The organism is Streptomyces sp. MMG1533 (genome assembly GCF_001279775.1).
Lineage (GTDB): Bacteria > Actinomycetota > Actinomycetes > Streptomycetales > Streptomycetaceae > Streptomyces.
The window spans coordinates 23615-36805 of sequence record NZ_LGDG01000280.1 but is presented as its reverse complement, the minus strand read 5'-3'; the positions used below and the strand labels follow the sequence as shown (position 1 = coordinate 36805).

Below are 13191 nucleotides of genomic sequence, written 5' to 3'. Positions count from 1 at the left end.
AGGGGGGGTGACAACCCACCCCCCCCCCCCCCACCGCCCGTAAGCGGCGCCCCCCCGCCCCCCCCCCGAAACACCCCCCCACCGCCCCCCCCCGCCTCGAACGCCCCCTCCACCGCCGCCAACCGCTCCCGAAGCCCCGCCAGCCCCGAGCCTCCCGCAGCCGTACCTTCTGCCCGCGACGCTCCAGACGCTCCAGACGCCCCAGACACCCCCGACGCCGCTGAAGACACCGACGCCCCGTCGTTCTCCACCGTCAGCACCACCCGTCCCTCCGTCACCCGGACCCCCACCGCACACCACTCGGCATCCCCGTGCCGCAGTACGTTGGTCGTCGCCTCCCGCACCACCCACGCGAGCGCCGACTGCACCTCGCCCGGCAGCCCGGCCGCCTCGCCGCCGGTCACCTCGCACCGGATCCCCGCGGCCGTCAACACCCCGTGCGCACCGGCGAGTTCGACGCCGAGGTCGGCCTCCCGATACCCCCGTACGACATCCCGCACCTCGCGCTGTGACTCCCGCGCGATCCGCTGCACCTCGATCATCTGCTCGACGGCCTCGGCTCGCCCGCGCCGCGCCAACTGCACGGCCAGTTCGCTCTTGAGAGCGATCACGGCGAGGTTGCGCCCCATCACGTCGTGCAGGTCCCGGCCGAACCGCAGTCGTTCCTCGGCGACGGCGAGCCGGGCGCGGGTCTCGCGGGCCTCGTCGAGTTCGTAGAAGGCGTTGAGGAGCCAGACGGAGAACGCGGAGGTGAAGGCGAGCACCGCGGAGCCGAGCAGCACGGCCAGGGTCGAGACCAGCGCGGCGGAGCCGGGGGCGCCCAGGGCGAGCGACACGGCGCCGGCGCCGGCTCCGAAGCCGCCGACGAGCGCGTACACCCGCCGCCGGTCGTGGACGCCGAGCGCCAGGGTGCCGGCACCGAAGATCAGCACGACTCCGAAGACCCCGCCCGCCGCGCCGTCGACGCCCTCGCCGCCCGGTCCGTACTCCGCGATCGCCAGGGCCGCGCAGGCGACCGCGGCGGTGATCGCGCCGAGCGTCCACAGCAGCCGTACGGGCTGCTCACGGCGCCCGCGCGTCCAGTCCAGCGCCCGCGACGCGGTCACCGAGCACATCACGCCGTGCACACCCACCATGAGCAGCAGCCAGCCCGCGAGCCACGGCTCGGCCTGGCCGAACCCCGTGAGCCCGATGGTCAGGATCTCCAGCGCCGCGAAGAAGTGGAACGTCGACCGTGTGTACGTCTCCACCTTCGCCGGCGTGCTCTTTCCCCGCCACCATCGGCCCGGCCCGCGCATGATCGTGCCCCCCGTCCCCGTCGACGTACCGTCCCTCAGCGCCGCGGCTCCCACCGGAACCACCGCCGTACAGCAAACACGCCCAGCACGGTCCAGGCCAGCGCGGTCAGCACGGCCCCGACCGCCTCGTACGCCGACAGCTCACCGGTCCACCCGCCCCGCACCAGCGTGATCACCGGTGACAGCGGCAGTAGTTCGAGCACCGAAGCCACCCGGTCGGGCATCAACTCCAGCGGGACGGCGACCCCGGAGCCCACCATCGAGGCCATCACCAGCGGCATCGAGGTCACCTGCGCACTCTCCACGGTACGGGTGAAGCTCGCCGTCAGGGCGGCCAGCGCCGCACACATCACCAGCCCCGACGCGATCCCGATGACGGCGAGTTGAGGAGCTTCGGGAGCCGGCACGTCGAGCAGGACGGAACAACCCACCGCCAGGATCACGGACTGCACCAGCCCCGTGACGACGGCCGGCAGCGCCGCCCCCGCCAGGATCTCCCGGTCGCGCAGCTCACCGGTCCGCAGCCGCTTGAGGACGAGTTCCTCACGCCGTCCGACGAAGACGCCCACGAGCGCCGAGTACACGGCGAACAGCAGCGAGAACCCGATGGCCCCCGGCAGCAGCACCAACCCGACGCTCAGCCCCGAGCCCCCGAGGTCCATGTCCTCGACCACCGACCGTGCGCTCACCGGCAGCACCAGCGGCACGAACACCGCCGTGACGATCATGCCCTTGCTCCGCCCGAACAGCGTGAGCTCGGCCCGCGCGAGCGCCGCGACGCGTCCCGCCGGAGTGGTGACGGCCCCGCTCATGCCGCGTACTCCTCGACAGCCTCAAAGGAACCGGACGCCTCCCGAGCGATCCCCAGGAACGCCTCCTCCAGCGACGCCGACCGCACATCGAGGCGGCGCAGCTCGATCCCCGCCCGGTCGGCCCATCCCAGCACCCCGGTGGCCGCCCGTTGCAGCTCCCGCGTCCGCAGCCGTACGACGTTCCCCTCGACCTCGTGCCCGCACACCCCCAGCTCACCGAGCGGCGGCAGGTCCCCCAGGAAGTAGCCGTCGGGCAGCTCGAAGGAGATCCGGGACGGCTGCCCGGCGGTCACCTCGGCCGGCGTTCCCGCGGCCGCGATCCGCCCTTCGTGCAGGATGGCGAGCCGGTCGGCCAGGTCCTCGGCCTCCTCCAGATAGTGCGTGGTCAGCAGCACGGTCGTACCGCCGTCGCGCAGCGCCCGCACCAACTCCCAGGTGTCCCGGCGTCCTTCGGCGTCCAGGCCGGTCGTCGGTTCGTCCAGGAACAGCACCTCGGGCCCACCGAGCAGGGCGAGCGCCAGATCCAGGCGCCGCCGCTCACCCCCCGACAACTGCTTCACCCGTACGCCCGACCTGCGCTCGAGCCCGACCAGCGCGAGCGCCTCCCCCTGGGGCCGGGCCCCGCTCACGCACCCCGCCCACATCCGCGCGGTCTCCGCGACGGTCAGCTCGGACGGAAACCCGCCCTCCTGCAACATCACACCCGTTCGAGGCCGTACGACGGCCCGCTCGGCGTAGGGATCACGGCCGAGGACCCGCACCCGCCCGCCGGCCGGCCGCGCGAGCCCCTCCAGCAGCTCGACCGTGGACGTCTTGCCCGCCCCGTTGGTGCCCAGCAGGGCGAAGACCTCGCCGCGGCGCACGGAGAAGGAGATGCCGCGCACCGCCTCGAACCCGCCCCCGTACACACGCCGCAGGCCAGTGACCTCAATCACGTGTTCGTGTTCGTTCGTGTCCATGCCTTCAGCGTTCCGCCACCGGCGGCCCGGCAGCAGTGCGGGCTGTCATCACTCGGCATGACAAATGTCAGACGCGCGGGCACGGCGCAGGAACACGGCATACGAAAAAGACCCCGGTCGATGACCGGGGTCTCATTCACGGAGCGGACGACGAGGCTCGAACTCGCGACCTCAACCTTGGCAAGGTTGCGCTCTACCAACTGAGCTACGTCCGCATTGCCTCCGACCGGCTCTCACCGATCGGCGCGAGCACCAGCCTACCTGATCCACAACAGTGGTCGGATCGGCGGTGCAGAGCGGGTGACAGGAATTGCACACTGCGCCTTCCCCCTGGAAGGGGGATGTTCTACTACTGAACTACACCCGCATGTACTTCGGAGCCGGGCCTGTCGGCCTCGCCCCTCGGCGTGCTCCAGACTCTAGCTGACCAGGTGGGGTGCAACGCAAGTCGGTTGCCCTCAGGGCCCGGTGACGGACCCTGAGGACGCGCCGGAGGCGGCTGTCACTGCGCGGCGGTGAACGCCTCGTAGACCTTCTTCGGGATCCGCCCACGAGCAGGGACGTCCATCTTGTTGGCCTGGGCCCAGGCCCGGACGGCCGCCGGGTCGGGGGCGACCTCCGTCTGCCGGTACGCCTTGCCCGACCTCGACCGCTTGCGGCCGGCGTCCACGTACGGCTCGAGCGCCTCACGCAGTTTCTTGGCATTGACCTGGTTCAGGTCGATCTCGTACGACTTGCCGTCGAGTCCGAAGGCGATCGTTTCCGCCGCTTCCGAGCCGTCGATGTCGTCAAAGAGAGTGACCACGACACGCTGCGCCACGAATATCGGTCCCTTCGTGCGGCATCTCTGCGATGACGTGCCAGGACGTCACGGAGATGCCGACTGTCCGCCTGTTATTGGGCAAAGTATCGGCTATTACCAATTCATTTGTACAGTGCCCTGCATTGGAATGTGAAGCCCGACTTAATCTGTCCGCGTGTCTCCGGCGCAATAGATGTGGTGCATCGATTCAGGATCTTTCCCTGAACTTTTCGTGAAGGCGCCCCTTCGATGCCCGATCGTGACAGCCGTCACGTAGTTTCCTACAACTCTACCCGCGTAGAAATTTTGTGCGGGTAGTCTGAAGACACCTGCAGGAACCTGCTCAGCACCACAACACCGGGAGTGCCAGTGGCACGCGTCGTAGTCGACGTCATGCTCAAGCCGGAGATCCTCGACCCCCAGGGCCAGGCGGTGCAGCGCGCACTGCCGCGGCTGGGTTTCGAAGGCATCTCGGACGTACGTCAGGGAAAGCGATTCGAACTGGAAGTTGACGGGCCGGTCGACGAGGCCGCGCTCGCCCGCATCCACGATCTTGCGGAATCCTTCCTCGCCAACACCGTGATCGAGGACTTCACCGTCAAGGTGGAGGAAGTCGCGGAGGCCGCGAAGTGACCGCTCGTATTGGCGTCGTCACTTTCCCGGGCAGCCTCGACGACCGGGACACGCAGCGCGCGATCCGCCTCGCCGGCGCCGAACCGGTGGCTCTCTGGCACAAGGACAAGAACCTCCACCAGGTCGACGCCGTGGTGCTGTGCGGAGGTTTCTCCTACGGCGACTATCTGCGTGCCGGTGCCATCGCGCGCTTCTCGCCGGTGATGGAGCCCCTCATCGAGCAGGCGAAGGCCGGGCTCCCGGTCCTCGGCATCTGCAACGGCTTCCAGATCCTCACCGAGGCCCACCTGCTCCCGGGCGGGATGCTCGGCAACGACCACCTCCACTTCATCTGCCGCGACCAGAAGCTGCGGGTGGAGAACGCGGACACCGCCTGGACGACCGACTACACGGCCGGCCAGGAGATCAACATCCCGCTGAAGAACATGGACGGCCGGTACGTCGCCGACCAGCACACGCTGGACAAGCTGGAGGCCGAGGGGCGGGTCGCCTTCCGCTACCTGGACTTCAACCCCAACGGCTCGCTCAACGACATCGCCGGCATCACCAACGAGGCCGGGAACGTCGTGGGCCTCATGCCGCACCCCGAGCACGCCGTCGAGCCGCTGATCGGTACGGGTCGTACCGACGGCCTCCCGTTCTTCACCTCGATCCTCAAGAAGCTGGTCAACGCATGAGCCGGACGCCTCTGGACACGGTCGAGCACGCGGCCGCGACCCCCGACGTCGAGCTGCCCTGGGCCGAACTCGGTCTGAAGAAGGACGAGTACGAGCGGGTGGTGGAGATCCTCGGCCGCCGCCCGACCGGAGCCGAGCTCGCCATGTACTCCGTCATGTGGTCCGAGCACTGCTCGTACAAGTCGTCGAAGGTGCACCTGCGCCAGTTCGGCGAGAAGGCGCCCCAGTCCGATGCGCTGCTCGTGGGCATCGGCGAGAACGCGGGCGTCGTCGACGTCGGCCAGGGCTACGCGGTCACCTTCAAGGTGGAGTCGCACAACCACCCCTCGTACGTGGAGCCGTACCAGGGGGCCGCGACCGGTGTCGGCGGCATCGTCCGCGACATCATCGCGATGGGTGCCCGGCCGGTGGCGGTCGTGGACCCGCTGCGGTTCGGTGCCGCTGATCACCCGGACACCAAGCGTGTGCTGCCGGGTGTGGTGGCCGGCATCGGCGGTTACGGCAACTGCCTCGGCCTCCCGAACATCGGCGGCGAGGTCGTCTTCGACGCCTGCTACCAGGGCAACCCGCTGGTCAACGCCGGTGCCATCGGTGTGATGCGGCACGAGGACATCCATCTCGCGAAGGCGTCCGGCGCGGGCAACAAGGTCATCCTGTACGGGGCTCGTACGGGTGGTGACGGCATCGGTGGCGCCTCCATCCTCGCCTCCGAGACCTTCGACGACGCCAAGCCGTCGAAGCGTCCGGCGGTCCAGGTCGGCGACCCCTTCCAGGAGAAGCTCCTCATCGAGTGCACCCTGGAGGCCTTCCAGGAGAAGCTGGTCGTCGGCATCCAGGACCTGGGTGCGGCCGGCCTTTCGTGTGCCACCTCCGAGCTCGCCTCCAACGGCTCCGGCGGCATGCGCGTGACCCTGGACGACGTACCGCTGCGCGACTCCACCCTCTCGCCCGAGGAAATCCTCATGAGCGAGTCGCAGGAGCGCATGTGCGCGGTCGTCGAGCCGGAGAAGGTCGACCGGTTCCTGGAGATCTGCGACAAGTGGGACGTCATCGCCACCGTCATCGGTGAGGTGACCGACGGCGACCGTCTGGAGATCTACTGGCACGGCGGCAAGATCGTCGACGTCGACCCGCGCACGGTCGCGCACGACGGGCCGGTCTACGAGCGCCCGTACGCCCGCCCGTCCTGGCAGGACGACCTCCAGGCGGACGACGCGAACAAGCTGGCGCGGCCCGGCACGTCGGAGGAACTCCGCGATCAGGTCCTGAAGCTGGTCGGTTCCCCGAACCAGGCCTCCAAGTCGTGGATCACCTCCCAGTACGACCACTTCGTGCAGGGCAACACGGTGCTCGCCCAGCCCGAGGACTCGGGCATGATCCGCATCGACGAGTCGACCGGCCTCGGTGTCGCCATCGCGACCGACGGCAACGGCCGGTACGCGAAGCTGGACCCCTACGCGGGTGCGCAGTTGGCGCTCTCGGAGGCGTACCGGAACGTGGCCACGACCGGCGCCAAGCCGCTGGCCGTCTCCGACTGCCTGAACTTCGGTTCGCCCGAGGACCCGGCGGTGATGTGGCAGTTCGCCGAGGCGATCCGTGGACTGGCCGACGCCTGCCAGCAGTTGGGCACCCCGGTGACCGGCGGCAACGTGTCGCTCTACAACCAGACCGGCGACGTGGCGATCCACCCGACCCCGGTGGTCGCGGTCCTGGGCGTCATCGACGATGTCGCCCGTCGCACGCCGGTCGCCTTCCAGGAGGAGGGGCAGCTGCTCTACCTCCTCGGCGACACGCGTGAGGAGTTCGGCGGTTCGGCCTGGTCGCAGGTCGTGCACGACCACCTCGGTGGCCTGCCGCCGAAGGTCGACCTGGAGCGCGAGCGCCTGCTCGCCGAGATCCTGATCTCCGCCTCCCGCGACGGCATGATCGACTCCGCGCACGACCTGTCCGACGGCGGTCTGATCCAGGCGGTCGTCGAGTCCGCGCTGCTGGGTGGCAAGGGCGCGCGTCTGGTCGTACCGGACGGGCTCGACGCCTTCACGCTCCTCTTCTCGGAGTCGGCCGGCCGTGCTGTCGTGGCCGTTCCGCGCTCCGAGGAGGTCCGCTTCAACGACATGTGCGGGGCGCGGGGTCTGCCCGTCACGCGTATCGGTGTCGTGGACGGCGACTCGATCGAGCTCCAGGGCGAGTTCGAGCTGTCGCTGGAGGAGCTGCGCGAGGCGCACGAGGGGACGATCCCGGCGCTGCTCGCGTAGATCCCTCTGGCTGTACGGCCTTGAAGGCCCCGACCGTTCCCACGGCCGGGGCCTTCACTTGCAGCCGCACGGACCTGGGTTCCCCAGGCCTCGACCTTCCCGACCGGGACCGCGTCCGTCCGGTCCGGCGCCGAAGCCGCCTGACCGGGGTGGAAGCCGGGCAGCCGCAGTGCCAGGACCAGGCACAGGAACATCACCGCGGCCCTGCACGGTCCGAGTGCCGCGACGGATGCGAGGGCCAGGCCGAGGACCTGCGGTGACGACCAGTCGCACTCCTTGCCGCCCCACTCGGTGACGAGGATCAGCGCGGTGGAGAAGGCGGCGGCGAGGCCCGCGCCGAGGAAGTCGATGGACCGGCGGTCGGGGCGCCGGGACAGCCTGCCCTGAACCGAACCGGCCGCGCCCCCCCGCACCCTCGTCGAGACCGCCCCGGCCGTCACCGGCTGCTGGTCCGCGCTGAACAGCCCGCCGACCGCACCCGAGCCACGGCACACACGCCTACGGCCAGACGTACGCCATCGGCATCGTCGCCGACCCCGCCGCGACCACCGGAGACGAGCGGCGTCGGCCGGATCCTCGGCAGCCACGTCGTCCTCGACCTGGGCGAGGGGACGTACGCCCTCTACGCCCGCCTGCGCCGCGGCTCGCTCACCGTCGCCGTCGGCGAGCAGGTCCGCACCGGAGAGCAGGTCGCCGAGTGCGGAAACTCCGGCGACTCCGGTGACTCCGGTGACTCCGGCAACTCCGGCGAACCGCGCCTGCGCTTCCGGCTGAGGGCTGGGGCCGACCCGGACACACGCCCACGGCATCCTCTTCTCCGCCGCAGGGCCTCGGCGTCCGGGGAACCGCGAGATCTTCGACTCCCCCGCCCCGGCACCGCAGTCGGCCTAGGCTGATCGTCATGCCCCCGGCCAAGAAGCGCACCCGCACCTACGACCCCGCCAAGATCCGCACCGCGGTCCTGGCCCAGTTCGGGAACGTACGGGAAGCCGTCGGCACCCTCACCCCCGAGCAGTCGGCGCTGCCCACCCGGCTCGGGGACTGGAGGGTGCGTGATCTGGCCGCGCACATCGGCATGGCACTCGGGGCCGTCGTACGACTGCTCGACGAGCCCGCGCCGCCGAAGCAGGACGGCGTGCTCCTCGACTGGCCGCACGCGATCGGCGCCGACGCCCCGGACATCGCCGACCACGCCCGTGAACTCGCCGAGCGGAACCCGGACCTCGCCGCCCACCTCGCCGAGGTGGAGCAGCGCTTCACCGCCCACCTCGCCGAACTCCCCGGCACCCGTACGCTCGCCACCAGCGCGGGCGCCCTGTCGCTCGACGACTACCTGGTCACCCGTACCGTCGAACTCGTCGTCCACACCGACGACCTGAACGCCGCCGTCCCCGGCCTCGACATCCCTTACGACCGCCAGGCCCTCGCCGCCTGCACCCGCCTCCTCGCCGACACGCTTGCCGCGAAAGCCCCCGGCGGCTCCACCGAGGTGCGGATCCCGCCGTACGCCGTCGTCCAGTGCGTCGAAGGCCCGAGGCACACCCGCGGCACCCCGCCGAACGTCGTCGAGACCGACCCGCTGACCTGGATCCGGCTCGCCACCGGGCGTATGACCTGGAAGGACGCGCTCGACGAGGCGAAGGTCAGCGCGAGCGGGGAGCGGGCGGACCTGGGCGGGCTGCTGCCGCTCCTCACCTGAGACGACATCCAGGGGCGGGAACCGAGGGGAAAACCGAGGGGGAACCGAGGGGAACCGAAGGGAACCAACCACCCCACCCGCCCCGTCGAATCGGCATGTACAGGCAGAAGGACACGCAGAAGGACAGGCACAAGCCGCGACTGACCCTCACCGCGACCGCGGCCGTGGCCCTCGTTCCGCTCGCCGCGGCCTGCGGCAGCGAGAAGGCCGACGGCGGCTCCGTGGGCGCGGCCCCGCCCGTCACCGGCATCCACTGGAGCATCGACAGCGTCACCGTCGACGGCACCACCCACACCGCCCCCGCCGACGCGCACGTCGAGATCGCCGACGGCAAGGCGGCCGGCAATTACGGCTGCAACCACTTCAACGCCAAGGCCGCCGTCGAGGGCGAGAGCATCCGGCTCAGCGACGCCACGGCCACCGAGATGGCCTGCGAGAAGCAGCCCATGGCCTTCGAGCGCACCCTCGCCCGCACCCTCGCGGACGGCACCCTGAAAACCGAGCTCGAGGACGGCCGTCTGACCCTCACCACCGAGGCCGGCGACCGCGTCAACCTGACCAAGGCGAAGGACGCCTCCCTCTACGGCACGAAGTGGCAGGTCACCTCCCCCGCTTCCAGGAGCAAGGCCCACCTCACCTTCGACAAGAAGGCCGGCAAGGTCTCCGGCAGCCTCGGCTGCAACAAGGTGAACGCCAATGCCACGGTCAGCGACGGACATATCACCCTCGGCGCTCCGTCCACCACCCGAATGATGTGCGACGCCTCACTCATGAACGTCGAGAAGGACCTGCTTCGTCTCTTCGACAGCACCGTGAGCTACGAACTGGATCACCGCACTCTGACGCTGACCAGCGAAAACGACGACATCGTCACCGCGGTCGCGGACAAGTGATCCTTTACCGCAGCTCAGGGGCGGGCATTCCCCAATTCGGACCAGTGGTCGACCTCGCCTACACTCGGGGGCGTGCCACGTGGTGACGGACGACTCAACCACGACCTGCTCCCCGGTGAGAAGGGCCCCCAGGACGCTTGCGGCGTCTTCGGTGTCTGGGCTCCGGGCGAAGAGGTCGCCAAGCTCACGTACTTCGGGCTCTACGCCCTCCAGCATCGGGGCCAGGAATCCGCGGGAATCGCGGTCAGCAACGGCTCCCAGATCCTCGTCTTCAAGGACATGGGCCTCGTTTCCCAGGTCTTCGACGAGACCTCTCTCGGTTCGCTCCAGGGTCACATCGCGGTCGGTCACGCCCGCTACTCGACCACCGGTGCCTCCGTGTGGGAGAACGCCCAGCCGACGTTCCGTGCCACCGCGCACGGTTCCATCGCGCTCGGCCACAACGGCAACCTGGTCAACACGGCGCAGCTCGCCGAGATGGTCGCCGACCTCCCGAAGGACACCAACGGCCGTTCCACCCGGGTGGCCGCCACCAACGACACCGACCTGCTCACCGCGCTCCTCGCGGCCCAGGTCGACGACGACGGCAAGCCGCTGACCATCGAGGAGGCATCCGCCCGGATCCTCCCGCAGGTCCAGGGCGCCTTCAGCCTCGTCTTCATGGACGAGCACACCCTCTATGCCGCCCGTGACCCGCAGGGCATCCGCCCGCTGGTCCTCGGCCGCCTGGAGCGCGGCTGGGTCGTCGCCTCCGAGTCCGCCGCCCTCGACATCTGCGGCGCGGCCTACGTTCGCGAGATCGAACCGGGCGAGTTCATCGCCATCGACGAGAACGGTCTGCGCACGTCGCGATTCGCGGAAGCGAAGCCCAAGGGCTGCGTCTTCGAGTACGTGTACCTGGCCCGCCCCGACACCGACATCGCCGGGCGGAACGTGTACCTCTCCCGCGTGGAGATGGGCCGCAAGCTCGCCAAGGAAGCCCCGGTCGACGCCGACCTGGTGATAGCGACTCCGGAGTCCGGCACCCCCGCCGCCATCGGCTACGCGGAGGCATCCGGCATCCCCTTCGGCGCCGGTCTGGTGAAGAACGCGTATGTCGGCCGTACGTTCATCCAGCCCTCCCAGACGATCCGGCAGCTCGGCATCCGCCTGAAGCTGAACCCGCTGAAGGAAGTCATCAAGGGCAAGCGCCTGGTCGTCGTCGACGACTCCATCGTGCGCGGCAACACCCAGCGGGCCCTGGTGCGCATGCTCCGCGAGGCGGGTGCGGCGGAGGTCCACATCCGGATCTCCTCGCCGCCCGTGAAGTGGCCGTGCTTCTTCGGCATAGATTTCGCGACCCGCGCCGAGCTCATCGCCAACGGCATGACCATCGACGAGATCGGCACCTCGCTGGGCGCCGACTCCCTGGCGTACATCTCCATCGACGGCATGATCGAGGCGACCACCATCGCCAAGCCGAACCTCTGCCGCGCCTGCTTCGACGGCGAGTACCCGATGGATCTCCCGGACCCCGAGCTGCTCGGCAAGCAGCTCCTGGAGACCGAGTTGGCGGCCGGGCCCGCCGCCACGGCCGCGGCCGACGCGATCCGTCGCCCGTAGACGGCCGTACCACCTGCAGGACGACTGCATACGACACGAAAGTTCTCACCGTCATGTCTGAGACAACTGGTGCCAGCTACGCAGCCGCGGGCGTCGACATCGAGGCGGGCGACCGCGCCGTCGAGCTGATGAAGGAGTGGGTGAAGAAGACGCAGCGCCCCGAGGTCCTCGGCGGCCTCGGCGGTTTCGCCGGCCTCTTCGACGCCTCCGCCCTCAAGCGCTACGAGCGCCCGCTGCTGGCCTCCGCGACCGACGGTGTCGGCACGAAGGTCGACATCGCGCGGCAGCTGGGCGTCTACGACACCATCGGGCACGACCTGGTCGCGATGGTCATGGACGACATCGTGGTGTGCGGCGCCGAGCCGCTGTTCATGACCGACTACATCTGCGTCGGCAAGGTCCACCCCGAGCGGGTCGCCGCCATCGTCAAGGGCATCGCCGAGGGCTGTGTCCTCGCCGGCTGCGCCCTGGTCGGCGGCGAGACGGCCGAGCACCCCGGTCTCCTGGGCCCGGACGACTTCGACGTCGCCGGCGCCGGTACGGGCGTGGTGGAGGCCGACCGCCTCCTCGGCCCGGATCGCATCCGTAAGGGTGACGCGGTCATCGCCATGGCGGCCTCCGGTCTTCACTCGAACGGGTACTCGCTCGTCCGGCACGTCCTGCTGAACCAGGCCGGTCTGTCCCTGGACGCACGGATCGAGGAGTTCGGCCGCACCCTGGGCGAGGAGCTCCTGGAGCCCACCAAGATCTACTCGCTGGACTGTCTGGCGCTCACCCGCACCACCGAGGTACACGCGTTCAGCCACGTCACGGGTGGCGGACTGGCCGCCAACCTGGCCCGCGTCATCCCCGACGAACTGCACGCGATCGTCGACCGCTCCACCTGGACCCCGGCCCCGGTGTTCGACCTCGTCGGCAAGACCGGTGACGTCGAGCGCCTGGAGCTGGAGAAGACCCTGAACATGGGCGTCGGCATGATCGCGATCGTGCCGGAGGAGTCGGCGGACGTGGCTCTGGCGACCCTGGCCGACCGCGGGGTCGAGGCCTGGGTCGCGGGTGAGATCACGGACCGCGGCGACCACACCACGGGTGCGGAAATGGTCGGCGACCACTCCGCCTGATCCTCATGACGTCTGATCCGTACGACGCCTGATCCCGACGACGGCAGAGCAAAACCCGGTCCGGCGGTGGGAACCGCTGGACCGGGTCATGCGGAGCTCAATCGTCAAGCGCCGCGGCGTTGCGACGACGGACCGGACTCGTCGTCCTCGTCCTCACCGTCGTCGTTGTACAGATCCGCGTACTGGGCGTACGGGTCGTCTTCGTCTTCGTCGTCCTCGAACGGCTCGCCGTTCGGAGGCTGACTAGAAGTCGAAGCGCCCAGCTCGCTGGCCAGACGCGACAGGTCAGTCCCGCCGCTGTTGTACTTCAGCTGGCGGGCGACCTTCGTCTGCTTGGCCTTGGCCCGGCCGCGCCCCATGGCTCGACCCCCTCGATGATGGGGCTTGACGGCCCCAGAGTCTTGACACGCGTTCATGATCTGGAACGGACTCTCCGTGGA

The 13191-nt window shown here is 69.7% G+C and carries 13 protein-coding genes and 2 tRNA genes; 8 read left to right on the top strand and 7 right to left on the bottom strand.

Annotated features, from left to right (window positions below; all coding sequences use genetic code 11):
* From ADK57_RS43815 to ADK57_RS43790, 6 genes are all read right to left on the bottom strand, one after another.
* Positions 1–1298 (bottom strand): sensor histidine kinase (locus ADK57_RS43815; protein WP_078973670.1); only part of this gene is annotated, 1298 nt, incomplete at its 3' end.
* Between the two features lie 35 nt (positions 1299–1333).
* The gene (locus tag ADK57_RS43810) at positions 1334–2110 is read right to left on the bottom strand and encodes an ABC transporter permease (RefSeq protein ID WP_053755355.1); all 777 of its coding nucleotides are present in this window, start codon (positions 2108–2110) and stop codon (positions 1334–1336) included.
* Positions 2107–3069 (bottom strand): ABC transporter ATP-binding protein, encoded by a 963-nt coding sequence (locus ADK57_RS43805; RefSeq protein WP_053755354.1) that lies wholly within the window; start codon positions 3067–3069, stop codon positions 2107–2109. Before ADK57_RS43805 ends, ADK57_RS43810 begins: the two co-directional genes overlap by 4 nt.
* A gap of 142 nt (positions 3070–3211) precedes the next feature.
* Positions 3212–3284 (bottom strand) — tRNA-Gly (locus ADK57_RS43800).
* An 80-nt stretch (positions 3285–3364) separates the two neighbouring features.
* A tRNA-Gly gene (locus ADK57_RS43795) sits at positions 3365–3436 on the bottom strand.
* A gap of 135 nt (positions 3437–3571) precedes the next feature.
* Entirely contained in the window at positions 3572–3889 is a 318-nt protein-coding gene (locus ADK57_RS43790; RefSeq protein ID WP_053755353.1) for a histone-like nucleoid-structuring protein Lsr2, read from the bottom strand.
* A 351-nt stretch (positions 3890–4240) separates the two neighbouring features.
* Here ADK57_RS43790 and purS point away from each other — a divergent pair, with 351 nt between their 5' ends.
* The 8 genes from purS (at position 4241) to purM (ending at position 12751) form a co-directional block, all read left to right on the top strand.
* Positions 4241–4504, top strand: coding sequence for a phosphoribosylformylglycinamidine synthase subunit PurS (gene purS / locus ADK57_RS43785; protein WP_015659417.1), 264 nt, complete (start codon positions 4241–4243; stop codon positions 4502–4504).
* The gene (gene purQ, locus ADK57_RS43780; RefSeq protein WP_053755352.1) at positions 4501–5181 is read left to right on the top strand and encodes a phosphoribosylformylglycinamidine synthase subunit PurQ; all 681 of its coding nucleotides are present in this window, start codon (positions 4501–4503) and stop codon (positions 5179–5181) included. Before purS ends, purQ begins: the two co-directional genes overlap by 4 nt.
* Positions 5178–7436: a phosphoribosylformylglycinamidine synthase subunit PurL gene (purL, locus tag ADK57_RS43775; RefSeq protein WP_053755351.1), complete on the top strand. Its 2259-nt coding sequence runs from the start codon at positions 5178–5180 to the stop codon at positions 7434–7436. The genes purQ and purL overlap by 4 nt, the downstream gene beginning before the upstream one ends.
* Before the next feature lie 383 nt (positions 7437–7819).
* Positions 7820–8332, top strand: coding sequence for a peptidoglycan DD-metalloendopeptidase family protein (locus tag ADK57_RS48545; protein ID WP_324612279.1), 513 nt, complete (start codon positions 7820–7822; stop codon positions 8330–8332).
* Positions 8333–8337: 5 nt separating this feature from the next.
* Complete coding sequence (locus tag ADK57_RS43770) at positions 8338–9135, top strand: maleylpyruvate isomerase family mycothiol-dependent enzyme (protein ID WP_053755350.1); 798 nt, start codon at positions 8338–8340, stop codon at positions 9133–9135.
* Between the two features lie 95 nt (positions 9136–9230).
* Positions 9231–10028 (top strand): META domain-containing protein, encoded by a 798-nt coding sequence (locus ADK57_RS43765; RefSeq protein WP_053755349.1) that lies wholly within the window; start codon positions 9231–9233, stop codon positions 10026–10028.
* A gap of 72 nt (positions 10029–10100) precedes the next feature.
* Entirely contained in the window at positions 10101–11630 is a 1530-nt protein-coding gene (purF, locus tag ADK57_RS43760) for an amidophosphoribosyltransferase (RefSeq protein WP_053755348.1), read from the top strand.
* A 53-nt stretch (positions 11631–11683) separates the two neighbouring features.
* On the top strand, positions 11684–12751 hold the full coding sequence (gene purM / locus ADK57_RS43755) for a phosphoribosylformylglycinamidine cyclo-ligase (RefSeq protein WP_053755347.1): 1068 nt from the start codon (positions 11684–11686) through the stop codon (positions 12749–12751).
* A 104-nt stretch (positions 12752–12855) separates the two neighbouring features.
* Here the strand turns inward: purM and ADK57_RS43750 are convergent, their stop codons facing one another.
* A complete protein-coding gene (locus ADK57_RS43750; RefSeq protein ID WP_053755346.1) occupies positions 12856–13110 on the bottom strand; it encodes a DUF3073 domain-containing protein in 255 nt (84 codons plus the stop codon).
* Positions 13111–13191: the final 81 nt, after the last annotated feature.

Coding starts and splice junctions, on each gene's coding strand:
- ADK57_RS43765 (WP_053755349.1), top strand. CDS start 9,231: ATGTACAGGCAGAAGGACACGCAGAAGGACAGGCACAAGCCGCGACTG.
- purL (WP_053755351.1), top strand. CDS start 5,178: ATGAGCCGGACGCCTCTGGACACGGTCGAGCACGCGGCCGCGACCCCC.
- ADK57_RS43810 (WP_053755355.1), bottom strand. CDS start 2,110: ATGAGCGGGGCCGTCACCACTCCGGCGGGACGCGTCGCGGCGCTCGCG.
- ADK57_RS43770 (WP_053755350.1), top strand. CDS start 8,338: ATGCCCCCGGCCAAGAAGCGCACCCGCACCTACGACCCCGCCAAGATC.
- purM (WP_053755347.1), top strand. CDS start 11,684: ATGTCTGAGACAACTGGTGCCAGCTACGCAGCCGCGGGCGTCGACATC.
- ADK57_RS43750 (WP_053755346.1), bottom strand. CDS start 13,110: ATGGGGCGCGGCCGGGCCAAGGCCAAGCAGACGAAGGTCGCCCGCCAG.
- ADK57_RS43805 (WP_053755354.1), bottom strand. CDS start 3,069: ATGGACACGAACGAACACGAACACGTGATTGAGGTCACTGGCCTGCGG.